Source organism: Microbacterium sp. DMC48, assembly GCF_056313825.1.
The window spans coordinates 555,726-581,985 of sequence record NZ_JBQUZN010000005.1; the positions used below are offsets into that span (position 1 = coordinate 555,726).

The following is a 26,260-nucleotide window of genomic DNA, read 5'->3' on the forward strand; positions in this document are numbered from 1 at the left end:
GGCAGGGATCAGGCGGGGATCAGCGTGTACTTGGTCGAGAGGAACTCGTGGATGCCTTCGAGGCCTCCCTCACGGCCCACGCCCGACTGCTTCACGCCGCCGAACGGCGCGGCCGCGTTCGAGACGACCCCTGCATTCAGGCCCATCATGCCGGTTTCCAGGCGATCGATCATCCGCATGCCGCGCGCGAGATCCTCGGTGAAGACGTAGGAGACCAGGCCGTACTCCGTGTCGTTGGCGAGCCGCACGGCCTCGTCCTCGTCGGTGAACGTCGCGATCGCGAGCACGGGGCCGAAGATCTCCTCGCGGAGGATGTCGCTGCCGCCGACCACGTCGGTGATCACCGTGGGCTCGAAGAACGTTCCCGGCCCGTCGACGGCAGATCCGCCCGTGAGCAGGCGCGCGCCGCGCGCGACGGCATCCGAGACGAGCGCTTCGGCGCCTTCCACGGCCTTCACGTCGATCAGCGGACCGATCTGCACGCCCTCCTCGGTTCCCCGTCCCACGCGCATCGCGTTCACGCGTTCGGTGACCCGGCGCGCGAACTCGTCGACGACCGAGGTGTGCACGATGAAGCGGTTGGCGGCGGTGCAGGCCTGCCCGATGTTGCGGAACTTGGCGAGCATCGCGCCGTCGACGGCCTTGTCGAGGTCGGCATCGTCGAACACGACGAACGGGGCGTTGCCGCCCAGTTCCATCGACACGCGCAGCACGCCTTCGGCCGCCTGGGCGATGAGCTTCTTGCCGACCGGCGTCGAGCCGGTGAACGAGAGCTTGCGCAGGCGCGGGTCGGCGATGATGGGTGCCGACAGCGCCGCCGAGCGGGTCGTGGTGACGACGTTGACCACGCCGGCGGGAAGCCCCGCCTCGACCAGGATGTCGACGAAGGCGAGCGTCGTCAGGGGGGTGAGCTCGGCCGGCTTGATGACCACGGTGCACCCGGCGGCCAGTGCCGGGGCGATCTTGCGCGTGGCCATCGCGAGCGGGAAGTTCCACGGGGTGATGAAGAAGCAGGGGCCGACGGGACGCTGGCTGACGATCATGCGTCCCGTGCCCTCGGGGTTCGAGCCGAACCGACCCGAGACGCGCACCGCCTCCTCGCTGAACCAGCGCAGGAACTCGCCGCCGTAGGTGATCTCGCCGCGGGCCTCCGCGAGCGGCTTGCCCATCTCGAGCGTCATCAACAGGGCGATCTCGTCGGCGCGCTCCATCAGCAGGTCGAAGGCCCGGCGGAGGATGTCGCTGCGTCGCCGCGGCGCCGTCGCCGCCCAATCCTCCTGCGCCGCGACCGCCGCGTCCAGGGCGCGGATACCGTCCTCGGGCGACGCGTCCGCGATCTCGATGAGCGTGTCACCGGTCGCGGGGTCGACGACGGGGAAGGTGCCGGCCGAGCCCTCGACCCACTCGCCGCCGATGAACAGGCCGCGGGGAACCTTCTCGAGCAGTGCGCTTTCGGTGATCAACGTGCGGCCTCCTTCAGGCGACGGGTGCTGGCAGGCGCGTCCGTGGCGAGGGTCTCGCCGCGGAAGAACGCGGGACGCGTCACCGACTGCCAGATCATGAGGACGATACCCACCACGATGATGAGCATGCCGAGGATGAAGACGATCCCGACGCCGCCGACGTTGGCGCCCGAGCCGTAGCCGGGATCCATGGAGTCGATGAGCGTGGTGAAGAACAGGATGCCGAGGATCACGCCGCCCACGAGCGGGAACAGGAACGTGAAGAACACGTTGCGCACAGAGTCGAACCACTGCTTGCGGAAATACCAGACGCACGCGAAGGCCGTGACGCCGTAGTAGAAGCAGATCATCATGCCGAGGGTGAGGATGGTGTCCCACAGGGTGTTCTCGCTCACCACGCGCATCACCGCGTAGAACGCGGAGGCGACCACCGCCGAGACGATCGTGGCGAAGCCGGGCGTGAAGAAGCGCGGGCTGACCCGGGCGAAGGCGGGCGGCAGCGCGCCGTAGTGCCCCATCGACAGGAGCGTGCGCGCGGGGCCCACGAACGTCGACTGCAGCGACGACGCCGACGAGGTGAGTACCGCGAGCGACACGAGGAACGCGAGGGGCCCCAGGATCGGCCCCGACAGGTGGAAGAACACGTTGCCCTGGATGTCTTCGTTGCCGAGGCCCAGCTCCCCCGTGCCGACACCGGCGTACATGATCATCGCGACCGCCAGCAGAAGGTAGATCGAGACGATCGTCAGCACCGTGATGGTCGCCGCACGACCCGGCGTCTTCTCGGGGTCCTTCGTCTCCTCGTTCATCGTGAGGGTGACGTCCCACCCCCAGAAGATGAAGATCGACAGCGACAGGCCCGCGGCGAACGCGCTGAACGAGCTGACGGCGAACGGGTTGAACCACCCGATGTCGAACGGCTGGAAGTCGAAGCCCTTGCCGCTGACGGCCTCCACGATGGCGGCGATCGCGAAGAACAGCAGCACCGCGACCTGGAAGGTCACGAGCACGTACTGCAGCTTCTGGGTCGTCTGCATGTCGCGGTAGGAGATGAAGGTGGCCGCGAGCATGAACAGCAGGCAGACGCCCACGTTGATCCAGGTGTTCGAGGCGAGGTCGGCGATCTCGGCGTTGCCGGTCACCTGCGACAGCAGCAGGAAGAGGAAGTCGACCGCGACGCCGGCGAGGTTCGACAGCACGAGGATCGTGGCGACGACGAGTCCCCACCCGGCCATCCAGCCGACCCACGGCCCGAAGGCGCGCGCCGCCCAGGTGAAGCTGGTGCCGGCATCCGGCATGCGGTTGTTCAGCTCGCGGTAGCCGAAGGCGACCAGGAGCATCGGGATGAATCCCACGAGGATGATCGCGGGGATCTGGGCGCCCACCGCGGATGCCGTGGGGCCGACGGCGGCCGTGAACGTGTACGCCGGGGCGATGCAGGAGATGCCGATGACGACCGCACCGATCAGACCGATCGTTCCGGCGCTGAGTCCCTTGCGGGAGAGTGCGCCGGTCGTGGCGTCGGCGTCGGTCGTGGAGGGTGCGCTCATCGTCGAGACTCCTCGGAGTGGGTTCGGGGCACGACGATCACCGGCACGGTGATCTCGTGCAGCATCTTCGCCGCGGTCGAGCCGAGGAACAGGCGGCGCGGCTGGGCGAGGCGGCTCGATCCGACGAGCACCACCTCGCCCGGCTGCCAGTCGAGATAGGACACCGCCTCCTCGATGCTCTCGCCGGCGGCCACCGCGACGTCGGTGTGCAAGCCGGCGGGCAGCTCCGCCCGGGCTGCCGCCAGCACCTCGTCGGCTTTCGTGCTGCTGGCAAGGCGGATCGCTCCCGTATCTGCGGACGGCGGCAGATCGACCGGCAGCAGCGACAGCAGTCGGACGGGCACGCCGAGTCCCTGCGCGAGCGCCGCGGTCTCGGCGATGAGGGCATCGGCCCCGGGCCGCGTGCCGACCGCGACCGTCAGCCGCGTGATGCCGGTCTCGGGGGCGATCTTGCGCGCCCCCCGCGGGACGAGCACGACGGGGACGTCCGACGAGTGCAGCAGCTCGGTCGTCGTCGATCCGAGCCGGTGACGACCGCGCGAGGCCCCATCGGCGGCGCCCACCACGACGTACGAAGCACGCAGCTCGTCGGCGATCTCGATGAGTCCCTCGGCGAACGATTCCGCCGGGCGCACATGCGCGTGGGCGACGACGTCGGCGGGAATCCGATCGATCGCCTGGGCGATCCAGGTCTGCGCCTGCGCGCGCAGATGCCGCTCGTACCCGGCATCCGGGGGCGTGATCACGCTGCGGTCCGAGCGGGGCAGGATGATCGCCACGTCGAGCACGGCGTCGAGGGCCGCCGCCAGCCGCGCGGCGAACGCGACGGCGTCGCGTCCGGGCTTGGTCGCGGTGTACCCGACGACGACGTGCCCGCTCATGTGTGGATCTCGTCCAGGATCTGCTGCGCGGCCAGGCGCCCCATGCGGATGGCGCCGTCGACGTGCTGGTAGCCGGCGCCGGCCATGTCGCTGCAGGCGAAGTGGATCGGGCCGACGGGCGTCCGCAGGTCGGCGCCGTACCGGTGCAGGCCGCCGAGGTCGAAGGATGCCGCGTACGCGCCGCGGGTCCACTCCTCGCTGCCCCAGTCGCTCTCGTAGTAGACGACCGGATCCTTCGCCTCGGGTCCGTAGTAGTGACTGAGCGATTCGAGGATGCGCTCCTTGCGCTCCTCGGCGCTCAGACGGAACAGGTCATCGGCGGTGCGGTCGGAGACGAAGCCCACGAGCGTTCCGCGCTCGTCGCCGTGGTTCGTGTTGTCGTACGCCTCGTGCGACAGCTCGTAGGGGCTGAACGCCGTGCCCGACAGGCCCTTTTCGCGCCAGAAGGGCGTCTCGTAGACGGCGTGCACCTTGATGACGAAGCCCATCGAGATGTGCTGGTGCATCTGGTGCTGAAGGCGCGGCAGCGGCGGCACGAACGAGATGCGGTTGTACAGCACCGGCGCGAGCGCGAGGATCGCGTGGCGGGCGCGGACGGTGACGCCGTCGGCGATGGCCACGACACCCTCCCCCTCGGTGTATTCGAGGGTGCGCACCGGCTGACCGAGGAAGACGTCGTCGCCCAGACGCTCGGCCAGCAGCAGCGGCACCTGCTGCAGGCCGCCGACGACGCGCTTGTCCAGGATGAAGTCGGCGTCGACCAGGTTGGTGTAGCTACCGGCGGATGCCGCCATCAGCAGCGACTGCAGCAGCGAGAACGAATGGGTCGGCTTCGTGAGCATTGCCGATCCGGTGGGGAAGGCGAGGTTGCGGATGGCCTCGTCGTCGTCGGTCTGCTCGCGCAGCCAGGCGTCCCACGAGACGGTGTCCCACTCCGCCGCCTGCGGATGGACCCACGGACGGTCGGGGTCGATCTCGGCGACCATGGCGTCGAGGCGGGCGGTGACGTCCGCGATGACCTTCTCGGTCTCGGCGCTGACGGGGAACATCTCACCCGTGTAGCGGTGGGCGACCCCATCGGGGCCGATGTAGACGCTGTCGCCGTCGCGGTAGCGGTCGAAGGTCTCCAGACCCAGTTCGACGATGGTCTCCTTGAGCGCGTCCTGATCGGGCGAGACCCACTGGCCGCCGATCTCGAGCATCGCTCCCTCGATCGTGTCGGTCCACAGCCGCCCGCCCACGCGGTCGCGGGCTTCGAGCACGGCGACCGACAGGCCCGCCTTCTTGAGCTGGTTGGCGGCGGTCAATCCCGCCGCACCGGCGCCGATGACGACGACGTCGCGCGTGATCTCGGTCATGGTGTCTCCTCTGTCGTGGATCCGGATGCGTGGTGCTCCCGCATCATGTCCCGATAAGCGCTGTCAGAGTGGCCTCGAGGAGACCGAAAGTGGGACATCGCCGGGCGCAAGTGGGACATGGGGCGGGGTGTGGGTGGGATGCCGGGGCGGGGTCAGTGGGCGGCGAGAGCGGCGACGACGACGTCGATTCCCTCGGAGAGCAGCTCGTCGGAGATCGACAGGGGCGGCAGGAAGCGGATGACGTTGCCGTACGTGCCGCAGGTGAGCACGATGACGCCCTCGGCGATCGCCGCCTTCGCGACGGCGGAGGTCAGCGCGGCGTCGGGAGCCTTCGTCTCGGGGTCGACGAACTCGACCGCGATCATCGCGCCGGCTCCGCGCACCTCGGCGATGCGGGGGTCGGACTGCTGCACGGACTCGAAGCGGGCGCGGAGGATCCCCCCGATCTCGCGCGCCCGCTCGAGCATCCCGTCGTTCTCGAACGCGTCGATCGCCGCGAGGGCGGCGGCGCACGCCACCGGGTTGCCGCCGTAGGTGCCGCCGAGGCCACCGCCGTGGGTGGCATCCATGATCTCGGCGCGACCGGTGACCGCCGCCAGCGGCATGCCGCCCGCGATGCCCTTGGCCGTCGTGATGAGGTCCGGCACGATGCCGAACAGTTCGCTCGCGAACATCGCTCCGGTGCGGGCGAAGCCCGTCTGCACCTCGTCGGCGATGAAGACGACGCCGTGGGCGCGGCACCAGTCGACGACCGCGGGAAGGAATCCCTCGGCGGGCACGATGAAACCGCCCTCGCCCTGGATCGGTTCGATGATGACGGCCGCAAGGTTGTCGGCGCCGATCTGCTTCTCGATCAACGAGATGGCCTTGGCAGCGGCATCCGCACCGCTCAGTCCGTCGCGCAGCGGGTACGAGGCCGGAACGCGGTAGACCTCGGAGGCGAACGGACCGAATCCGCTCTTGTACGGCATCGACTTCGCCGTGAGGGCCATCGTGAGGTTGGTGCGGCCGTGGTACGCGTGGTCGAACGCGACGACGGCCGAGCGGCCGGTGGCCTTGCGGGCGATCTTGATCGCGTTCTCGACGGCTTCCGCGCCGGAGTTGAACAGCGCCGACTTCTTCGCGTGGTCGCCGGGCGTGAGACGGTTGAGCTTCTCGGCGACGGCCACGTACGACTCGTACGGCGAGATCATGAAGCAGGTGTGCGTCATCTGCGCGACGGCGGCCTGGACGGCCGCCACGACGCCCGGGTGGGCGTTGCCCACGCTCGTGACGGCGATGCCACTGCCGAGGTCGATGAGCGAGTTGCCGTCGGCGTCGACCACGACGCCCCCGCCGGCGGCGACGGCTTCGATGGGCACCGTGTGCGCGACTCCCGACGCGACGGCGGCGCTCTTGCGCGCCAGCAGCTCCTGCGAGCGGGGGCCGGGGATCGCGGTGACGAGACGGCGCTCCTGCGCCAGGGACGGACCGCCGACGACGGCGCTGTCGATGATGCTCATGCCGGGAGCGTATGAGCCTCGGATGCCGAGCCACACCCTCCGCCGTGTACATTCTGTGATCAGATGCGTACGTGGCGTACAGCCGCCGCGCACCCATCGCCGGGAACCCGCCCCGGATCGACCCCGGACCGCGCCGAGGAGGCCGCCGCCCATGACCGAGACGCAGCCGACCCTGCGCGCCCTCCTCGCGCGCCGCGACCTCGACCTGCGGCTCGCCTCCCGCCCCGACGATCTCGACGAGGGAGCGCTGGACGCCCCGCTGCGCTGGGTGCACAGCTCCGACCTCATCGACCCCACTCCCTTCCTCGCCGATGACCTGCTGCTGCTGACGACGGGCACGCAGTTCGTCGGAGCCGGCGGCGACGGCGAATCGGGCGATGACGCCGCCGCCTACGTGGCGCGCCTGCGCGCCCGCGGTGTGCGCGGGTTGGGGTTCGGCACCGAGGTGGTGCGCGACGGCATCCCGCCCGCGCTCGTTCTCGCCTGCGCCGCGCAGCGGATGCCGCTGTTCGAGGTGCCCTACCGCACACCGTTCATCGCGCTGGCGCGGGCCAACGCCGAAGCCATCGCCGCGCAGGCGTATGCCCGTCGCACCTGGGCACTGTCGGCGCAGCGGGCGATCTCGCTCGCCGCACTGCGTCCGGACGGGCTGGCGGCGACCGTCGCCGAGCTCGCGTCTCAACTCGGCGCGTGGGTCGGACTGTTCGACGCCGCCGGCACGCTGACCCAGAGCGCCCCCGCCGACGCGCTCGACGACGATGCGCGCGCCGCCCTCGCGACGGAGGCCGGCGCCGTGCTGCGCCGCGGAGCCCGCGCGGCATCGACGCTCGAGATCGGTGATCGACGCGTCACGATGCAGACGCTCGGCCGCGGCGGACACCTCCGCGGGCTCATCGCGATCGTGGGCGCCGACCTCGACCTGGAGGGACGCAGCGTCGTGACCTCGGTCATCGCGATGGCCGGCCTCGCCCTCGAACAGAACGTGGGACTCGGCCGCGCCCGTGCGGCACTGCGGGCAGGACTGCTGCACACGCTCCTCGAGGACGACCCGCACCTGGCGCGTCGTGTGTCGCGCGAGCTGTGGGGCCCGCTGCCGACGAGCCCCGTCGTCATCGGAGTCGCCGCCGTCGCCGCCAACCGCACCGACGCGGCGGTCGACTGGCTCGAGCTGCAGGCCGCAGAGCGCGGCGGCCTGTTCTACGCGCGCAGCGGCGACGGCATCGTCCTCGTGGTCCCCGCCGACGACGAGGGCGCGCCCACCGCACTCGCGCGTCTGCTGGACGCCGCGGTGGGGCTGTCGGAGCCCACCGAATACAGCGGATTCTCTCGCGCCCACGCGCAGGCCCTCACCGCGCTGCGCACCGCCGTGAGCGGGACCGTCACGCGCTTCGCGGATGCCGCGGGGGTGCTGTCGAGTCTCGATTCCCCGGCCGCCCGCGCTCTCGCCGACGCGCGGCTGCGCCCGCTGCGGGCGCACGACGACGCCCAGGGCACGGCGCTCGTGGAGACCGTGCGCACCTGGCTCACCCACGACGCGCGCATCGATGAGGCCGCGCGAGCGCTCGGCATCCATCGGCACACGGTGCGCGCCCGGGTCGCGCAGGCGCAGCAACTGCTGGGGGTGGACCTGTCGAGCTTTCCGGCGCGTGCCGAGCTGTGGGCCGCCCTCGTCGCCGCGGGGTGATGCGCTCTTGGCGGATTCTTGGCGCCGACATGGGTGAATGATGGCGGTGAAGATCGGAGACGCGATGACCCGCGACGGCGCACGGCCGCGACTGCTCTACGTGGAAGACGACCCGACGATCGCGGGCATGACCGTCGAGGTGCTCTCCGAGGTCTACGACGTCACGCACCTCAGCGACGGTCTCGCCGCACGGGAGCGCGTGCTGGCGGAGCGCTTCGATGTCCTGGTCGTCGACCGGCGTCTGCCGGGGCTCGACGGGGTGGAGATCGTGCAGGCGATGCGCACCGCCCGCCTCACCACGCCGGTGCTGCTGCTGACGGCTCTCGGCGCCGTCGCGGACCGGGTCGACGGCCTCGACAGCGGCGCCAACGACTACCTGGTCAAGCCGTTCGACTTCGACGAGCTGCTCGCACGCCTGCGCGCGCTCGTCCGCGGGCACCATGCCGAGGGACGCCGGCGTCACCTCGGGGACTGGACCTTCGTCGCCGAGTCGCGCGCACTGTACGGTGGCGGCGGCGAGCGCGTCACGCTGACGGCGACCGAGGCGCGCCTGCTGGCGCTGCTGAGCGAGAGCCCCGAGCACGTCTTCTCCCGCGACGAAATCCTTCACGCCGTCTTCTCCTCCGACGACGCCCTGAGCTCCGTCGACACCTACGTGCACTACATCCGCCGCAAGGCGTCGCCCGAGATCATCGAGACCGTTCGCGGTCGCGGCTACCGTGCGGGGAGCCCGTCGTGAGCGACGAGGCCGACCGCCGGCGCGTTCGTCGCGCCGCGGTCCACGTCGGTCTGCTCGTCGGTGCCGCATCGGCCGTCGTGGTGACGGCGGGAGTCGCGCTTCTCGTGGCCGTCCTGCTGCTGTCGGCCCGACCCGAACTGCACCACAACGGCGAGGCCGGCGGCCGCAGCGGTCCGCCGGACGGCGACCGCATCGTCGTCGACGTCGACCGCATCCTCCCCTGGGTCGTCGCGCTCGGTCTCGCCGGGGTGGCGCTGCTCGCCCTCGTCGCCTGGTTCGCCGCCCGCCGCGCGGTGGCCCCGTTGGCCGGTGCCCTGCGGCTGCAGCGCCGCTTCGTCGCCGATGCGAGCCACGAGATCCGCACGCCGTTGACGGCTCTCACGAGCCGGGCGCAGATCCTGGAGCGCCGCTACCGACGCGGCGAAGACCTCACCGACACGCTCGCGGCGCTGCGCGCCGACGCGTCGGTCATGGACGCCGTGCTCACCGACATGCTGCTGACGGCGGAGGGAACGGCGACGGATGCCGAGCCCGCCCTCGTCGATGCGGCGCTGACGGCCGCGAAGGCCACGGTGGCGCCGCTGGCCGAGGAGGCGGGCGTGCGCGTCCGGGTCGGTCAGGGCGACGGCGCGGGCCTGCGGGTGCGCCTTCCCCGCGTCACCCTCGACCGGCTCTGCGTCGCGCTCCTGGACAACGCAGTGCAGCACACCCCGGCCGGCGGCGAGGTCGCACTGTCGGCGCGATCCGACGGACGGGGGGTCGCGATCCGGGTGCGCGACGGCGGCACCGGCATCGCCGATGCCGATCGCGAGCGCATCTTCGAGCGCTTCGCCCGCGGCCCGGAGTCGGGTCGGCGGCGCGGTTTCGGCCTGGGTCTCGCGCTCGTGCGCGAGGCGGCCGCGGCGGCCGGGGGCCGGATCGAGATCGAGCGAACGTCGGCAGCGGGTACCACCATGCTGCTCTGGCTGCCGCAGGCTGCGTAGCGGCCTCAGGCCGCGGGCGCCGTCGCGGGTTCAGGCCGCGGTCGCCGCGACGGTCTCGACGCCGACGCCCGCGACCCATCGACGGACACCGGCGTCGGTGACCGTCATCGCCGAGTGCAGCGGCGCGTCCCACAGCCACCCGGTGTCCTCGCCGGCAGCGACGGCGAGGGCGGTCGCCCACACGTCGGCGGTGGTGAGGTCGTCTGCGACGACCGTCGCGCTCACCGCAGCAGACACCGCCATGCCGGATCGAGGGTCGACGAGGTGCGCTCCCCGCTCGGCAGTGCCGGAGGTGGCGACGGCGCCGTTGCGCACCCGCAGCGTCGCCAGAGCCGCCCCCGGCCGCACCGGGTCGGCGATGCCGACGGTCCACGACCAGGGCGCGCCGGGCGCGGTCCATACCCTCAGGTCGCCGCCGACGTTGATGCCGACGGCGCTCACCCCGGGCATCGCGAGCAGCGGCTGGAGGTGCGCCGTCGCGGCGACATCCGTCGCCCAGCCCTTCACGTAGCCGGTGGGATCGAAGCCTTCCCGCCAGAAGGCGCTGAACCGCCCGCCGGTCGCCTCCTCGAGTCGTCGGCAGGCATCGGCGACATCCGTCAGCCGCGGATCGGCGTCGGCGAAGCTCAGCTCGCCGCGGCGCAGCCGCGAGATCTCCGAGTCCGCACGGTACGTCGAGAAGATCGCCTCCAGCTCGCGGAGCATCGCGACGGTGGATGCCGCGGCATCCGTCGCCGCCGCGCACGCGTCGGGACTGCCGATGACGTGGATGCTGGCGGTCGTGCCCATGAGCTCCGCCGTCCAGGCCCGGCGGCTCGGTTCGCTCATGCCGAGGCCTGGTCGATCGCCGACTGGAGCGAGTCGAGGTACCCGGTGCTCGTGTACGTCGCCCCCGACACCATGTCGATCTGCGCGCTCTGGGCCGAGAGCGTCTCGGAGATCAGCTGCGGCAGGGCGTCCTGGTTGATCTGACGATCGCGGCTGCTGTGATCGGGGTAGGCCGGCGTCTGCACGTCGGTGATCACGCCGCCCGAGACGGTGATCTGCACCTGCACCGCCCCGTAGCGCGTGTTGACCGCCGAGCCGGTGAACGTGCCGTCGGTGAGCCCGCTCTTCGACGTGGTCGTCGTCGAAGAGGTCGCCCCCGACGACGAGCTCGAACTCGACCCGCCGGGGGTCGTCGTGGTCGACGAGGTCCCGGCCGACGGCGACGCCGGAGCCGGGGTGACGCGAGTGGCGTCCGTGCGATTCGCGTTCAGCGGTGCGGCGACGGCCGCGTCCTCGGGAAGGGATGTGCGATAGCTGAACAGCAGCACGAGGCCGCTGACGGTCGCGAGCAGGGCGTAGACGATTCTCTTCATGGTGGTGTCCTCTCTGAACTCAGACGCCGAAGGCTTCGCTGTGGATCTGAGCGGCCGGCACCCCGGCAGCCCGCAGGTCGCGACGCACCGAGGCCATCCAGGGCTCGGGGCCGCAGAGGTAGACGTCGTGATCGTGGATGCCGGGCACCATCCGCCGCAGCATCTCCGCACCGCGCCCATCGGCGAACGTCACCGGCAGCCACGTCGATCCGGCGCGACGGCGCGGACCGTGCAGAGCCACGTGGTGCAGGCCCCGGCGCGCGACCAGGCGCTCGATCTCGCGCACGCGCATCGACTCGGCCGCCGCATGGTCGCGAGTGATCAGGATCGCCTCGCCGGGCGCATACGGCTCGGCCTCGAGAAGCGAGACGAGGGGTGCGACGCCGGCGCCGGCACCCATCATGACGATCCCCCGCCGCGTCCGTGCCTCGCCCGTGAACTCGCCGTAGGGCCCTTCGATCAACACGCGCGTGCCCCGGCGGAGAGTCGCCAACCGGCGCGTCCCGTCGCCGACCATGCGGGCCGCGACGACGAGTTCGCCGCGGCGGGGGTCGGCCGCCAGCGACAGCGGGACTCCGCGCGTCCAGCCGGGTGCGCCCAGAAACCGCCAGACGAAGAACTGACCGGCGCGGGCGCCGAGGCGCTCCAAGCCGCGTCCGCGCATGCGGACCACGACGCCCACCGGCCCGTCTGCCTCGACGGCGACGACGCGGATGTCGTGACGCGCGGAGCGCCACAGCGGCAGCGCCACGCGGAAGACGATGACCGCGGCGGCGGTCGCCGCCCACAGTCCCCACCAGTACACCTCGGCGAGCGGATGGGCGGCGAAATCGGCGCCGGTCCACAGCATGTGCGGAATCGCCAGCCCGACACCGAGATACCCGTACAGGTGCAGCAGGTGCCACGACTCGTAGCGCATGGCACGCCGCGCTCGGCGGATGCTGGTCACCACGACGAGCACCAGCAGGCCCGTTCCCGCCGTCGCGAGCATCATCCCGGGGTAGTTCCAGACGAAGTCCCACAGCTGGGCGATCACGTTTACACCGGCCTGGGCGGCGTAGCCGACCACCAGCAGGGCGATGTGCGCCAGCAGCAGCCAGAACGACCAGAAGCCGACCCAGCGGTGCATCCGCGTGATCGCATCGCGCCCGAAGGCTCGCTCGAACAACGGCACGCGCGCCATCAGCAGCACCTGGTACAGCAGCAGATTCGCCGAGACGAGACCGGTGATCCGCCCCAGCGTGTTCAGGGTGTCGGCATCCCACGCGCGCAGGTCCTGCACGGCGCCACCGGCGATCCAGAGCGCGACGACGAAGAGGCTCGTCGCCCAGATGACGGCGATCGCGAGCAGCCGCCAGAGCAGGCGGCGCGAGCGGATGCCGAGCTGCGGCGCGGCGATGAGCGGAGTGGATCGCGTGGCGGCCTGTGTGGTCATGCGTCGAGCGTCGTCGACCGGCTCTGAGACAAGGCCAAGAATCAGAGGCTCAGGCGGCATCCATAGGAATCTGACAGCCCCGCGACACGGGCGCTCAACATCCGCAGCTCTGGCGGATCAGCAGGCGCGGAGCGAACACGGCGTCGAAGCGCGTCTGCCCCTCCGGAAGCGCACCGGCGGTGCCGGCGAGGATGCGTGCGGCGGCGCGTCCCATGGCCTCCATCGGCTGGCGCACGGACGTGAGTGTCGGCGTGCTGAGCCGACCGGCCAGGATGCCGTCGAACCCGGTGACGGCCACGTCGTCGGGCACGCGCACGCCGAGCCCGGCGAGGGCGTCGAGGGCCATGAGCGCGTGCTGGTCGCTGGCGCAGACGAGAACGCGGGGCAGCGCGCCGCGGGCGTGGAGCGCGCCGAGCTGCTCGAGCATCCGATGCGGACCGCGCACGGTGCCGTCGATCGGCTCGTCACGGGGACGCAGACCCCACCGCATCAGCGACGCCCGGTACTCCCGGAAGCGTTCGGCGTTGTCGAAGCCCTCCTGGCGCCCGACGAAGGCGACGTCGTCGTACTGGTGGTCGCCGACGAGGTGGTCGATCAGCGCACTCATCCCTCCGGCGTTGTCCACGCGAACGCGGTGATGGGGATCGTCGCCGGGAGCGACGCTGAACAGGACCGTCGGGATCGTCGCGGGCATCCGCAGCAGAGCGGTCGGCAGCACCGGCGACGGGAAGATGGCCAGTCCGTCGACCCGGCCCGCCGTATCGGCGACCGACACATCGCTGTCCGACCCGCTGGAGAGCATGACCGGCCGCCCCAGCATCCAGCACTCCAGCGCAAAGCCGCGCTGGATCTCGTCGACGTAGAGCGGGAACGCCCGCGGATCGGCGAGGGTCTCGTCGTCGGTCTGCGACCACGGGATGATCGACGCGGCGTCCCAGGGCGCCCGCACATCGGGTCGCGGGGGTGCGACGTCGCGCGGGTCGGCCCGTTCCAGCATGAGGTCGAACGCGTGCAGGCCGAGCGTTCCCGTGCGTCCGTTCGCGAGTCCTCGCGCCGCCGCGCTCGGGGCGTACCCCAACCGCCGCGCGGCGGCCAGCACCCGCTCGCGCGTGGCTTCGCTGATCCGCTCGGGGCGTCGGAAGGCGAACGACACGGAGGCGATCGAGACACCCGCCTCCTGCGCGACGTCGTAGACCGTCGGACGGCGCGCAGCGGCATCACTCATCGGCTGTCCCTTCGTCATCGGCGGCCCGGAGCGTCTGGCGTGCGTCTCACCGGTCGGCGCGTTCTCCCACCCGTGCCGCCAGTTCGAGACCGAAGTGCACCGCGAACAGCGGATCACCCGTATCCGACGGTACATCTTCGCGAGAGGCGCGCACGGCATCCATCGACCGGGGCAGCTCCACCGGCAGGCGCCCCTCGGGAGCGACGCGGCCGGTGAGCACGTCGAGCACGGCGCGCGCGGAGCTGCCGAAGTCGACGACGATCGCCGACGCGAACTCCGCAAACGGTGTGAGGATGCCGGGCCGGTCGAGGTTGACGACGAGCACCAGCGGGCACTGCTGCGCGATACGTCGCATGCGGTAGATGCGCCCGGGCGGGAACTCGAGCGAGCCCTGGTGGAACCAGGCCTCGAGGAAGAGATCGTCGCGCGGCTCGAACGGGGCGTCGAGACGCACCAGGGCGAGATCGGCGGCGGCCGGATCGGCCACGACCTCGCCCAGCTCGGCGACGTCCTCCGCGCGGAAGCCCTCCACGTAGACGCGGCCGGTGCCGTCCGCGGCCAGCGGCAGCACGGGGTGGTCGTCGTCCGCGGTGGCGCGATTGACGACGACGGTCAGCGAGCGCGCCTGCGCCCGCTCCCCCTCGGCGCGGAACTCCGCGTTGCCGACGATGCGCTCGGCCTCGTCGGGATCGACGAACGGATCGTCGAACAAGCCCAGCTGGAACTTCACCCGCAGGATGCGGTGCGCCGAGGCATCGATGCGCTCCTCCGGGACGCGCCCGGCCCGGACGAGGTCGATCAGCAGGTCGACGCACTCCTCGCCGCCGAACTGGTCGGCCCCGGCATCCAAGATCTTGAGCATGCGCTCGCTCGGCGACAGCTCCTCGACGCCCCACGCGCGCGCCGGCAGCACCTGATCGCCCACGTGGTTGTCGTTGACGAGCTCCCAGTCGGTGACGACGACCCCGTCGAAGCCGAGCTCGTCGCGCAGCAGGTCGGTCACGATCTGGCGGTTGTAGCCGAAGCCGACCTCCTCGATCGGAACCCCGTGGCGTTCCAGCCCGATCGGCATGCCGTAGTACGGCATCATCGCCGCGGTTCCGCGCCGGATCGCCTCCCGGAAGGGCTCGAGGTGGTACTCGAACATGCCGCCGGGGTAGACCTGCTCGCGGCCGTACGGGAAGTGCGCGTCCTCGCCGTCCTTCTGCGGACCCCCACCGGGGAAGTGCTTCGTGGTGCAGGCGACGCTGTCAGGCCCCAGCTCGTCGCCCTGGAAGCCCTGAAGGTAAGCGGCCGTGAACTCGGCGACCCGTGCGGCATCCTGGCCCAGCGTCTGGGCCTGGCGGCCCCACCGGGGCTCTGTCGCGAGATCGATCTGCGGGTGCAGGGCGGCGCGGATGCCGACGGCGCGGTATTCCTGACGCGCGACGTCGGCGAAACGACGCACCGTCTCGACGTCGTCGATCGCGGCGAGACCGAGTCCCTCCGGCCACTGCGAGAACGGCCCGGCGGCGAATCCGACACCGGTGTTCTCGACGAAGGCGTGCCGCGGGTCGGTGCTGATGGTCACCGGCACCCCGTGCGGGGTCTGCGTCGCGAGCATCTGGAGGTTGTTGTTCCACACCGCCGCCTGCCGCGCGGAGCGGATCGCGTGCACGTTGAAGTGCGTCATGTGCTTGCCGAGCACCACCGCCGAGGTCGGCGACTTCGAGATCCGTCCCGGCGTCTCCAGCAGCTCGCCGTCCTCGCCCACCTCGATGACGGTCTGGAACATCAGACCGCACTTCTCCTCGAGGCTCATGCGGGCGACGAGATCGGCGGCACGCTCGTCGGCGCTCAGGCGCGGGTCCTCGTACGGATCCATCACCTGGTTGCCGTTGAGGTCGCGGAAACGGGTGCCGTCGGGCGCGGTGAGGAACGTGGGGGTCATGGTTCTCTTTCTCGAGGCGGGTCGGCGAGGGCTCACTTGAGCCCGGTTGTGGCGACGCCCTGGATGAAGTAGCGCTGCAGGAAGACGAACAGCAGCAGGATGGGCGCGATCACGAGCACCGATCCCGCCAGCAACAGGCCGTAGTCGGTCGCGTTCTGGCCCGTCGAATACAGCGACAGCGCCACCGGCAGCGTGTACATGTTCTCGGTCTGGGCAGCGACGAGCGGCCAGAGGAAGTTGTTCCACGAGGCCAGGAACGTCAGGATGCCGAGGGTCGCCAGCGGCGGCCCGCACAGCGGCATGACGACACGGGCGAAGATGCGCAGCTCCCCCGCCCCGTCGATGCGCGCCGCCTCGATGAGCTCGTCGGGGATGCCGAGCATGAACTGGCGCATGAGGAACACCCCGAGCGGCGTCGTGATGAACGGCAGGATCAGCGCCGCGTAGCTGCTGGTCAGCCCCAGCGAGGAGACCATCACGAACAGCGGCACGAAGGTGACGACGCCCGGCACCATGAGGGTGACCAGTACGACGCCGAACAGCACCTTCTTACCCGGGAAGTCCATCTTCGCCAGCGCGTAGCCGACCATCGAGCAGAAGACGAGATTGCCGAGCACCGTCAACAGGGCCACCACGATGCTGTTGGTGAAGAACCGGCCGATGTCCAGCGGCCCGAACCACTGGGCGAAGTTGTCCCACGTGAACTCGCGCGGCCACCAGGTGGGTGGGCGCTGCAGGATCTCGGCCTGGGTCTTGACGGATCCCAGCAGCATCCAGGCGAACGGCAGCATCCAGACGATGAGCCCGACGACGAGCACGATGTAGGTGACGGCACGCCCGCTGACGGCGCGACGGTGGCGCCCCGTGCGCCGGGGCGGCGCGGTGACGGAAACGGTCATGACGAGGTCCTCTCAGTCCTTCGTCCGCAGCAGTCGGAACTGCAGCAGGCTCAGCAGCGCGATGGCGAGGAACAGGATGTAGCTGGCGGCCGAGGCGACGCCGTACTGCCCGAAGCCGAACTGCTTGAACGTGTAATAGGCCACCGACAGGGTCGAATCGAGCGGTCCGCCCTGGGTCATCACGAAGGCCTCCTCGAAGAACTGCAGGAAGCCCACCGAGATGAGCACGGCACCGAGCAGGAGCGTCGGGCGCAGCATGGGCAGCGTGACCGAGGTCAGCCGCCGCCAGGCCGAGGCGCCGTCCATCATGGCGGCCTCCTTCACGTCGGTCGGAATCGCCTGAAGCCCCGCGAGGAAGATCACCATCAGCGTTCCGACGTTGCGCCAGACCGCCATCGCGATCAGCGACGGAAGAGCCCAGGTGGTGTCGTTGAGCCAGTCGGGCCCCTGGATGCCGATGAGGGCGAGCGCGCTGTTGAGAAGCCCGTCGGGCTGCAGGATGTAGCGCCAGACCACCGCGACGGCGACGATGCTGGTCACCACCGGGGCGTAGAACCCGACCCGCAGGAACGACACGATGCGCCCGCCCCCGGAGTTCAGCGCCAGCGCGAGCGCCAGTGCGACCGCCATCGTCACGGGGATGCCGACGACGACGAAGGTCGCCGTGACGCCCATGGACTTCAGGAAGGTGGGATCGGTCAGCACCTTGACGTACTGGTCGAGGCCCACGACGTCCACCGAGAACGGGGAGCGGATGTCCTGCGCGCGGAAGTCGGTGAACGACATCGCGAACGAGCCCACGATCGGCACGATCATGAACACCGCGAACACGATGACGAACGGGAGCGCGAACCCCCACGCGATCCAACCCTGGCGCCGGCGGCGGGACGACCCCGGCCGGCGACCACGGCCGCGACCGGTGACGGCGACGGCCGTCCCGGTCGCGGCCAGTGATGCCTGCGTCATCTCGATCAGCCCATTCCGAGGGCGTCGGCCTTGCTCTGCAGCTCCTTCATGGCGTCTGCAGGGCTCTCGGTGCCCAGGCGCACCTTCTCGAGCACCGCATCACCGGCGGCGGCGACCTGCACCCAGGTGGTGGTGGCGGGAACGGACTTCGCGGTCTCCAGCTGGGTGCCGAAGGCGGCGAGCGTCGGCTGCGAGGCCAGCGCCTGCTCCTTCCACGCCGCCTGGACGGCGGGCAGGTCACCGGTCTTCTCGTACCACTGCGCCTGCGTAGTCGGGTCGGTGAGCCACTGGGCGAGCTTCCACGCGGAGTGCGCGTTCTTCGAGTTCTTGAACACCGTGAGGTTCGCGCCACCGCTGAACGACGTCGACGACTCCTTCGTGGGCAGCACCGCGGTGGTGAACTTGCTGGCGAAGTCCGCGCCGCCGACCTTCTCGAGCGAGCCGATCATGAACGGCCCGTCGATGAGCATCGGGGTCTTGCCCGCGACGAAGTCTGCCTCCTGGGCACCCGAGGAGCGGTCGGCCGCCGGGTTGGCGATGCCCTTCTGGAAGAAGCTCTGGTAGTACTCGTAGGCCTCGACCATCTGCGGGGTGTCGACCGTCCACTTGTCGCCGTCGACGAGCGAAGCACCGTTGGACCACGGCATCCACAGCGTGCCCTGGAACGAGTCGTTGCCGCCGGGCAGGCGGATGCCGTACTCGGCGCCGGCCTTGGACTGCATGTCGGCGGCCATCTGGCTGAGTTCGTCCCACGTGGTGGGGGCCTTCGTCCAGCCGGCCTTCGCGGCGAGGTCCGTGCGGTAGTAGAGCACGCGGGTGTCCACGTACCAGGGGGCGCCGGTCATCCGATCGCCCACCTTCGTCGACGCGACGGCGCCCGGGAAGGATCCCGACGTGTCGAGGTCGGTCGGCACGGTCTGGAACGCGTCGGCGAAGTCGGCCATCCAGGTCGAGCCCATCATCGCGATGTCGGGCGTCGTGCCACCGGCGATGGCCGTCTGGATCTTGCTGTAGGCGGCATCCCACGGAATCGCCGTGACCTCGACGGTGACGCCGGGGTTGGCCTCTTCGAACGTCTTGACGAAGTCGGGCAGCGCCTCGCCCTCCGCACCCATCGCCCACATCGTGATCGTGCCCGTGGCCGGCTCGCTGCCGATCGTCGTGGCGGCGTCGGGGGCGCTGGCGGTCTCGCCTCCGCGGCCGCAGCCCGCGAGCGCGAGTGCGCCGATGGCGACGAGCGCGACGGCTCCCAGTCGGACGTGTTTCATGGTTCCTCCTCGAACGGGACACCCGCATCAGTGTCGGGCTCCACTGTACTTATGCGCATAACCTCCGTCAAGACGTGGCCCCCGCCTCCCGACCGCGCGCGAGTCCGCCCGCCCGCGAGACACCGCCTGCGCACCGAAACACCGGTGCACAGCGGCAGTCTCGGTGCAGGGACGGTGTCTCGCGGGCGTACGCTCGGCGGGGTCGGCCGGCGGACGGGCGGGGTCAGCGGGGGGATGCCGCAGGGCGAGGTCCCCGTAGGTAGCCCCGCACGAACTCGTCGAACAGGGCCGTCATGTCGACGGTGTCATCGAGCAGCCACTGCTGCTGGATGCCGTCCATCACGGCGCTGATGAGGCGGGCCGCCGCGTCGGGATCGATGTCGGGCGCGATCTCGCCGGAGCGCTGGCCTGCGCGCAGGAGCTCCGCCGTGTCCGCGGCGCGCTCGCGATATCGCCTCGCGAAATCGTCGTGCAGCGGATGGTCGGGGTCGGCCGCTTCCGCCACCACGGTCGAGTATAGGGAGGTGAGGCCACGTGTCGTCTGGTTGTAGGCGACGACCTTCGCCGCCTGGTCGATGAGGCCGTGCGCGGCGGGCTCCCCCGCCGCGGCGCGCACCCGCTCGTCGCGCTGGCGCAGGACCTCGGCGAACAGCTCCTCCTTCGAGGCGAAGTGGTGCAAGAGGCCCGCGGGGGTCAGCCCGACCCGCTTGGCGACCTCGCGCAGCGACCCGCTCGCCGAGCCCGAGCGGCCGAACACGAGCACCGCCTCGTCGACGATCTGCTGGCGCCGCGCCTGCCCCTTCGGGTAGCTCCCCCGCGCACGCGAGGGAGCTACCCGGTCACCGGTGTCTGATGCCACGAGAATCCTCCCCGGCATCCACGCTACGGCTCAGTGATGAGGACGCCCCCACGACGAGCCGAACACCTGCTGCGCGATCACCGGCCGCAGGTTCCGTTCCATCGCGTCGTCGACGACGTAGCCCTTGAGCGCATCACCGGTCAGCTCGTTGCCGATCGCGGCCATGATCATCGACTGATCGAGCGAGAGATACCGCTTCGCGATGGTGTCGCTCTTGACGGCGACCGCATCGTAGAAGCCACCGGGCCCGTAGGCGCCGAGCTTCCGCTCGATCTTGCGGAGATTGTCCATGACGCCCTTGTGGTCGTACGGCAGCGCGAGGAAGGACGCGTGCGGCGTGACGACGCCGTCACCGAACGTCGGCGAGGGGTTGGTGCCCGTGTGGCAGCCGGGTCGGTCGATGTCGACGTCGGTCTTCTCCCGGTCGGAGGTGTAGCCGTCGCTGCGCATTCCGGCCAGATCCACGCCGTACTCGGAGTAACCCCCGAAGGGATCGCTGGCGGGCGAGAAGCCCCAGTAGCCGTACTTCGCGTCCTTCAGGCCGTGCTCCTTCTGCACTTCCACCGTGATGGGATGGTTCAGACCCCACGAGCGAGGACCCCACTGCGCCTCCGGGATGAACAGGTCGGGCATGAGCGACTCGAACATGCTGCCGCCCCAACTGGGCACGAACGACATGCCGTCGTAGGAATACACCCCTTCATACACGTCCACCCCGTCGTACTGGCGGGTCGTGCCGGTGGGCAACTGCTCCTGCCAGGCCCAGTCGCAACCGGCGGGCATCGTACGATGAGTGCCGTAGAGGCCCGTCGCGGGGATGGCGCCGTCCGAGATCGCCAGGTACGTCGCGATGCGGCTCTCGCTGACGGTCGTGTCGTAGTGATGACAAGTGTACGAGACCGTCTCGCCGCTGCCGTTGTACATGGGCGCTTCCACCGCGCAGCCGTCGCCGGGAGGCGCCTCCCAGAATCCCCCGCGGTTGGTTCCCGCCGGAAGCCCCGCGGCCCCGGCCGGATCGAAGAAAGCGGAGAAGTCCATCGAACGGTAGAGCGCATCGGCACGGTCGCGCAGTGACGGCTCCGCCTCGCGCACGATCCGCAGGGCCGTCGCGAGCCAGCCGTTGTCGACCGTCGAGAGGAACGGATGGATCGTGTCGCCCGAGGTCGGAAAGACCGTGAGCTTGGCCGCCGTTGCCGGCGCGTACCAGTTGTAGAACATCCCGCTGCCGGGGTTTCGCTCCATGTGCTCGAGCGTGGTGATCGTCGCACTGAGCCGTTGACGCGCCTCGTCGGCGCCAATGATCCCGAGATCCCGAGCCGTGACGGTGGACCACAGATAGCCGCCGATGTTGGTCGGTGACGTGTAGCCCGACGCGGATGCCGCGTCGAGGTCACCGCCGATGTTGTCGTCGACGAGGCCCGTCTCGGGGTGGGCCATCGCGGCCATCGACGTCCAGGTGTCGGTGGCGTAGCGCAGGAGCTCGCGGGCGTCCTTCCCGCTGGGATGGCCGGGACGCCCGGCTCCATCCGCAGCGCTGTTCTGCGCTCCGGCGCCGTCGGGGGGCGCCGCGGTCGCGGGCGCACCTCCCGCCAGTGCACCGATCGTGAGTGCGGCGATCGCGGCGGTGGCCGCGAGAGTTCTCTTCATGGGCGTGCTCTCCTCGTCGAAAGCGCTCCGCGTCATCGGAGCCGCCCATAAAACCTTACACATGTACGGTTTATGTACAACCCCGCCCCCCGCCCACCCATCTCTCCCTGCCCGCGAGACACCGCTGACGCACCGAAACACGGGTGCACAACGGCAGTCTCGGTGCGCCGTCGGTGTCTCGCGGACGCGGCGACGCGGCGACACGGGCGCGGGCGCGCGGGCGCGCGGGCGCGCGGGTGCGCCGGCGCGGTCAGGCGGTGCCGTCGTCGAGGTTGTCCGACAGGATGCCGAGCACGTGCGCCCGCACGACGCGGGCCCTCTCCCCCAGCACGCCCGCGACGGCATCCACGAACGCCTCCACGAACGCGGCGTGTGCGACCCGCGAGGTGTGGGCCAGCTCCTCCCGGAAGCTGACGCCGGTCGGGGTGATCACGAGCGAGCGGTCGGCGCGGTCGGCCAACGGGCTGGACGCGAAGGAGGTCAGGGCCAGCACACGCGCACCGGCGCTGCGGGCCGCCTCGGCCGCCCGCACGCTCGCGGCATTCGCTCCCGAGCCGCTCACGACGATGCACACGTCCGTGGTCGACAGCTGACGCGCCGCGATCTGCTGCGCGATGGCATCCGCGATCACCTCGGCGGGACGGCCGACCGCGGTCAGGCGCATCGCCAGATCGCTCGCGACGGGAGCCGACAGGCCGTTCGCGACGACCAGCAGGCGTGAGGCGCCGGCGACGTCGGCGACCGCGGACGAGACGTCGTCGGCGCTCATCAGGCTCACCGCTGTCGTCAACGACTGCGCGGTGCGGGCGAGGGCGGCGCGCAGTTCGCCGAGCGGGCCGTCGCCGTGGTCGGCGTCGCGTGGCGGCTGGGCGCCGAGTTCGGCGGCCAAGGCGACGCGCAGCTGCGGGTAGCCGCGATAGCCCAGCGACTGGCACGCCCGCACGACCGATGAGCGAGCGACGCCGGCACGGTCGGCCAGCTGCTGCGCGGTGAGCTCCACGACCGCGTCGGGCTCGGCCACGATGAGGTCGGCGACCCGCCGTTCGGTGGGCTGCAGGCCGTTGCGCATCGCGGCGATGCGCACCGTCGTCGGCGCGTCAACGGGCACGCGGACCCTCCATGATTCGCCGGCGGAGCGCTCCACTCGCCGCGTCGATCGCCATCGTGACGACGATCACCACGATGAGCAGCATCCCCACGGTGGACCACTCCCGGTACTGGGTGTAGGACGTCAGCATATCGCCGATGCCGCCGACCCCGATGAGACCGAGAACGGCAGACGAGCGCACGTTGATCTCGAACCGGTAGAGCCAGAACGACAGGAACACCGGCTGCGCCTGCGGCCACACGCCCCAGCGCAGCACCTGCGCCGTCGACCCGCCCGCGGCGCGCGCCGCCTCGATGGGCCCGGGAGGTACGGCCTCCACCGCTTCGTAGCCCCATTTGCCGAGCGTGCCGATGCCGTTGACGGCGAGGGCGAGCGCACCAGTCAGCGGCGTCAGCCCGGTGACCGAGAGGATGATGATCGCGATGATCAGCTCGGGCACGGCGCGGATGACCGAGAACACGAGTCGCAGCACGCCGCGCAGCCACAGCGGCCCGAAGCCGCGGGCGGCCACGAGACTGAGCGGGGTCGCCAGCAGGATGCCGAGCACGGTCCCCACCCACGCCATCTCGATGCTCCGCCAGGTCTGCCAGAGCGCCTCGGGCAGCTTCGACCACTCCGGCGCCGAGAACATGAGCCAGAGGTAACGACCGATGTCGGCGGGGAGGTCGGCGAGACGGCCCCACGAGATCTGCACCGACCAGAAGGCGGCGACCACGACGGCGGTGACGACGACGGCCGACACGGCCCGCCACGGTGAGCGACGGCGGACGGGAACGGCGAGGGCGCTCACACGAGCCTCCGTCTGATGGCGTCGCTCATCAGGTCGATCACGACGACCACGACGAGCACTTCGAGGATGATGAGGGAGAGCTGGTCGTAGCGGTAGAACGTGCGGACCGCGTCGATGAGCAGCCCGATCCCTCCGGCGCCGACGAGCCCCAGCACCGTCGAGGCGCGCACGTTCAGCTCGAACACGTACAGGGTCTGCGACACGAATGCCGGCCACGCATCGGGGAGTGCGACGGCGCGGTTGATCTGCGCCTGCGTGCCACCGGCGGCCCGACCGGCTTCGATGGCACCGGCATCCTGCGCGTCGATCGACTCGGAGACGAGCTTGACGATGATGCCGATGTTGAAGATCGCGAGTGCGAGGATGCCGGGAAGCGCGCCGACGCCGACCATCGCGACGAGCACCGCCGCGTAGACGAGCTCGGGAACCGCGCGGATCACATTCAGCAGGGTCCGCACCGCACCGCGGAACGCGGGGTGCGGATTGGTGGGCCGTGCCGCCCAGAACGACAGCGGCAGCGAGATCGCGGCCCCCACGACGGTTCCCAGCACCGCCATCTGCAGCGTCTCGAGCATCGGCGCGACGGTGCGCGGAAAGAACGACCAGTCGGGCGTGAGCAGTTCGACGATCTTCGTGGCACCGTTTCGCCAGTTCGCGACGATCGGCGCGACATCCAAGCCCACGCCGATGCCCGGAAGGCACGTGACCACCGTGATCACGACGACGACCCCCAGCGCGATCCACGTTCCGGCGCGGCGTCGAGGCCGCTCGGGCACCACCAGCGCGGATGCCGCGGGCGCGACGCTCATCGATCGAGCCGATCGTCGCCGGTCAGCGACCGTCCGTAGATGTTCTCGAAGTCGGCATCCGTCGCGCTCGCGGCCGGCCCGTCGAAGACGACCTCCCCGGCGCGCATGCCGATGATGCGCGCGCCGTACTGCCGCGCGAGATCGAGCAGGTGGATATTGACCAGCACCGTGATGCCGAGGTCGGCGTTGATCCGCCGCAGATCGCCCATGACGCCGTGCGCGGTGGGCGGGTCGAGGCTCGCGACCGGCTCATCGGCGAGGACGATCCGCGGCTGCTGCGCAAGGGCGCGCGCGATCGCGACGCGCTGCTGCTGACCGCCCGACAGGGCCGAGGCCCGATCCCACACCTTCGACAGGATGCCGACGCGATCGAGCGCCTCGAAGGCGATCTGCTTGTCGGCGTCGCGGTAGGCGCCCGCCAGGGTGCGCCAGTACGGCGTGTGGGTGAGACGCCCCACGAGCACGTTGTTCAGCACGGTCGTCCGACCGGCGAGGTTGAACCCCTGGAACACCATGCCGATCTGCCCGCGGAGGTGGCGAAGGCGCGTGCCCCGTGCGTCGTCGACGCGCTGGCCGCCGACGGTCACGGTGCCCTCCGTCACGGGCACGAGGCCGTTGATCGTGCGGATCAGCGTCGACTTTCCCGACCCGGAGAGGCCGACGATGCAGACCATCTCGCCCGGCGCGATCTCGAGATCCACACCGCGCAGGCCCACGGTGCCATTGGGGTAGCGGACGGTGACCCCGTCCAGGCGGATGCCCCAGGGCACCGCGGCCGCAGCCGCGATGCCCTGGGTCAGGATGCGATCCGTCACTGCAGTCCCAGCTGCTGGGCGGCCCGCGCGACGACGTCGAGCGATGCGGGGTTGGCCGGCGCGAGCTTGGTGATGGAGTAGATGCTCTGCAGCACCTTCGAGCCGGCCTCGGTCTCGGAGTACGACTGCAGCGCCTGCGTGATCTTGTCCTGGAGGGCCGGCGAGAGCTTCGACGAGACGGCGACGCCGTCGTTGGGGATCGGGTCGCTGAGGGCGAAGACGACGACCTTCTGGCCCACGTCGGGGGTGTCCTTCTTCACGAGAGTGCGCGCGTCCCAGAAGCTGAAGCCGACCTCGGCGTCGCCCTTGTAGACGGCCATGACGGAGGCGTCGTTGGCGGTGACCGGGATCTTCTGGAACCCGTTGTCGATATCGATGCCCTTCTCCTTGAGGGCGAGCATCGGATAGATGTAGCCGGCCGGCGAGCCGGGGCCGAGCACGGCGACCTTCGCACCGGCGATCTTGGTGATCGCGTCCAGGCCGCTCGGCGTCGCCAGCTTGTCGGTGCCGTTGCAGTACAGCATCCCGTCCTTGTCGACGGGGGTGTCGGAGCAGTACTTGCTCGGGTTGTTCGTCATGAACTGGGCCGGGTAGGTGATCGCGCCGTTACGCTCGGTCTGCAGCACGACCTTCGCACCGTACCGGTCGCTGGCCTGCCAGAGCTGCAGCGACGGGAGGAAGCCGATCTGCGCCTGGTCGGCACCCATCGCCTCCACGGCGGCCTGATAGTCCTTCGACACGACGCCCGTGACGGGGATGCCGAGTTCCGAGCTCAGCATGTCGGTCAGGGGCTTGGCCGTGTCGACGAGGCCGCCCTGGTCCTGCGAGGGCACGAGGGCGAGAACGAGCGAGCTCGGATCGGCGGCCGGCGCGGCGGAGCCGGAGGCGTCGGAGGTGCCGGAGCAGCCGGCGAGCGCGACGGCGGCGGCGAGCGCCGTCGCGGCGACCGCGGCGAGTCGGAGGCGGGTGATGCGCATGAGGTGTCCTT

The 26,260-nt window shown here is 70.6% G+C and carries 23 protein-coding genes; 3 read left to right on the forward strand and 20 right to left on the reverse strand.

Annotation, left to right across the window (positions count from 1 at the left end; genetic code table 11):
• Positions 1-8 precede the first annotated feature (8 nt).
• From ACT53O_RS11785 to gabT, 5 genes are all read right to left on the reverse strand, one after another.
• Positions 9-1,463, reverse strand: coding sequence for an NAD-dependent succinate-semialdehyde dehydrogenase (locus ACT53O_RS11785; RefSeq protein ID WP_294978035.1), 1,455 nt, complete (start codon positions 1,461-1,463; stop codon positions 9-11).
• Positions 1,460-3,013, reverse strand: a complete 1,554-nt coding sequence (locus ACT53O_RS11790) for an APC family permease (RefSeq protein WP_112930828.1) — start codon at positions 3,011-3,013, stop codon at positions 1,460-1,462. The genes ACT53O_RS11785 and ACT53O_RS11790 overlap by 4 nt, the downstream gene beginning before the upstream one ends.
• Entirely contained in the window at positions 3,010-3,894 is an 885-nt protein-coding gene (locus ACT53O_RS11795) for a universal stress protein (RefSeq protein ID WP_476152558.1), read from the reverse strand. The genes ACT53O_RS11790 and ACT53O_RS11795 overlap by 4 nt, the downstream gene beginning before the upstream one ends.
• Entirely contained in the window at positions 3,891-5,252 is a 1,362-nt protein-coding gene (locus tag ACT53O_RS11800) for a flavin monoamine oxidase family protein (protein WP_476152560.1), read from the reverse strand. Before ACT53O_RS11800 ends, ACT53O_RS11795 begins: the two co-directional genes overlap by 4 nt.
• 152 nt (positions 5,253-5,404) lie before the next feature.
• Complete coding sequence (gene gabT / locus ACT53O_RS11805) at positions 5,405-6,754, reverse strand: 4-aminobutyrate--2-oxoglutarate transaminase (RefSeq protein ID WP_135949488.1); 1,350 nt, start codon at positions 6,752-6,754, stop codon at positions 5,405-5,407.
• Positions 6,755-6,905: 151 nt separating this feature from the next.
• Here gabT and ACT53O_RS11810 point away from each other — a divergent pair, with 151 nt between their 5' ends.
• Genes ACT53O_RS11810 through ACT53O_RS11820 form a run of 3 tightly spaced genes read left to right on the forward strand, consistent with a single transcriptional unit; the run spans position 6,906 to position 10,160 of the window.
• Positions 6,906-8,438: a helix-turn-helix domain-containing protein gene (locus ACT53O_RS11810; protein WP_476152562.1), complete on the forward strand. Its 1,533-nt coding sequence runs from the start codon at positions 6,906-6,908 to the stop codon at positions 8,436-8,438.
• A 40-nt stretch (positions 8,439-8,478) separates the two neighbouring features.
• Positions 8,479-9,177 carry a response regulator transcription factor gene (locus ACT53O_RS11815; protein ID WP_112930823.1) on the forward strand — a complete coding sequence of 233 codons (699 nt, stop codon included), beginning with the start codon at positions 8,479-8,481 and terminating at the stop codon, positions 9,175-9,177.
• On the forward strand, positions 9,174-10,160 hold the full coding sequence (locus tag ACT53O_RS11820; RefSeq protein WP_476152565.1) for a sensor histidine kinase: 987 nt from the start codon (positions 9,174-9,176) through the stop codon (positions 10,158-10,160). The genes ACT53O_RS11815 and ACT53O_RS11820 overlap by 4 nt, the downstream gene beginning before the upstream one ends.
• Positions 10,161-10,190: 30 nt before the next feature.
• Here the strand turns inward: ACT53O_RS11820 and ACT53O_RS11825 are convergent, their stop codons facing one another.
• The 15 genes from ACT53O_RS11825 to phnD form a co-directional block, all read right to left on the reverse strand.
• Complete coding sequence (locus tag ACT53O_RS11825; RefSeq protein WP_476152567.1) at positions 10,191-10,988, reverse strand: FAD:protein FMN transferase; 798 nt, start codon at positions 10,986-10,988, stop codon at positions 10,191-10,193.
• Positions 10,985-11,521, reverse strand: coding sequence for an FMN-binding protein (locus tag ACT53O_RS11830; RefSeq protein WP_135949491.1), 537 nt, complete (start codon positions 11,519-11,521; stop codon positions 10,985-10,987). Before ACT53O_RS11830 ends, ACT53O_RS11825 begins: the two co-directional genes overlap by 4 nt.
• A 19-nt stretch (positions 11,522-11,540) precedes the next feature.
• The gene (locus ACT53O_RS11835; protein WP_476152569.1) at positions 11,541-12,956 is read right to left on the reverse strand and encodes a ferredoxin reductase family protein; all 1,416 of its coding nucleotides are present in this window, start codon (positions 12,954-12,956) and stop codon (positions 11,541-11,543) included.
• A gap of 94 nt (positions 12,957-13,050) precedes the next feature.
• The gene (locus ACT53O_RS11840; RefSeq protein ID WP_036316257.1) at positions 13,051-14,181 is read right to left on the reverse strand and encodes a LacI family DNA-binding transcriptional regulator; all 1,131 of its coding nucleotides are present in this window, start codon (positions 14,179-14,181) and stop codon (positions 13,051-13,053) included.
• Positions 14,182-14,227: 46 nt separating this feature from the next.
• Positions 14,228-16,111: a glycoside hydrolase family 3 protein gene (locus ACT53O_RS11845; RefSeq protein WP_476152572.1), complete on the reverse strand. Its 1,884-nt coding sequence runs from the start codon at positions 16,109-16,111 to the stop codon at positions 14,228-14,230.
• Between the two features lie 32 nt (positions 16,112-16,143).
• On the reverse strand, positions 16,144-17,010 hold the full coding sequence (locus ACT53O_RS11850; protein WP_476152574.1) for a carbohydrate ABC transporter permease: 867 nt from the start codon (positions 17,008-17,010) through the stop codon (positions 16,144-16,146).
• 12 nt (positions 17,011-17,022) lie between these two features.
• Positions 17,023-17,976 carry a carbohydrate ABC transporter permease gene (locus ACT53O_RS11855; RefSeq protein WP_036316268.1) on the reverse strand — a complete coding sequence of 318 codons (954 nt, stop codon included), beginning with the start codon at positions 17,974-17,976 and terminating at the stop codon, positions 17,023-17,025.
• Positions 17,977-17,981: 5 nt separating this feature from the next.
• Positions 17,982-19,244: a sugar ABC transporter substrate-binding protein gene (locus tag ACT53O_RS11860; RefSeq protein ID WP_476152577.1), complete on the reverse strand. Its 1,263-nt coding sequence runs from the start codon at positions 19,242-19,244 to the stop codon at positions 17,982-17,984.
• A 223-nt stretch (positions 19,245-19,467) separates the two neighbouring features.
• Complete coding sequence (locus ACT53O_RS11865) at positions 19,468-20,103, reverse strand: TetR/AcrR family transcriptional regulator (protein WP_476152579.1); 636 nt, start codon at positions 20,101-20,103, stop codon at positions 19,468-19,470.
• Positions 20,104-20,133: 30 nt separating this feature from the next.
• Positions 20,134-21,750, reverse strand: coding sequence for a glucoamylase family protein (locus ACT53O_RS11870; protein WP_476152581.1), 1,617 nt, complete (start codon positions 21,748-21,750; stop codon positions 20,134-20,136).
• Between the two features lie 250 nt (positions 21,751-22,000).
• Entirely contained in the window at positions 22,001-22,858 is an 858-nt protein-coding gene (locus ACT53O_RS11875) for a MurR/RpiR family transcriptional regulator (RefSeq protein WP_476152583.1), read from the reverse strand.
• Positions 22,848-23,648 carry a phosphonate ABC transporter, permease protein PhnE gene (phnE, locus tag ACT53O_RS11880; protein WP_036287321.1) on the reverse strand — a complete coding sequence of 267 codons (801 nt, stop codon included), beginning with the start codon at positions 23,646-23,648 and terminating at the stop codon, positions 22,848-22,850. The genes ACT53O_RS11875 and phnE (ACT53O_RS11880) overlap by 11 nt, the downstream gene beginning before the upstream one ends.
• Complete coding sequence (phnE, locus tag ACT53O_RS11885; protein WP_135949499.1) at positions 23,645-24,457, reverse strand: phosphonate ABC transporter, permease protein PhnE; 813 nt, start codon at positions 24,455-24,457, stop codon at positions 23,645-23,647. The genes phnE (ACT53O_RS11880) and phnE (ACT53O_RS11885) overlap by 4 nt, the downstream gene beginning before the upstream one ends.
• Complete coding sequence (gene phnC / locus ACT53O_RS11890; protein ID WP_135949500.1) at positions 24,454-25,272, reverse strand: phosphonate ABC transporter ATP-binding protein; 819 nt, start codon at positions 25,270-25,272, stop codon at positions 24,454-24,456. Before phnC ends, phnE (ACT53O_RS11885) begins: the two co-directional genes overlap by 4 nt.
• Positions 25,269-26,249 carry a phosphate/phosphite/phosphonate ABC transporter substrate-binding protein gene (phnD, locus tag ACT53O_RS11895; protein WP_135949501.1) on the reverse strand — a complete coding sequence of 327 codons (981 nt, stop codon included), beginning with the start codon at positions 26,247-26,249 and terminating at the stop codon, positions 25,269-25,271. Before phnD ends, phnC begins: the two co-directional genes overlap by 4 nt.
• Positions 26,250-26,260 lie beyond the last annotated feature (11 nt).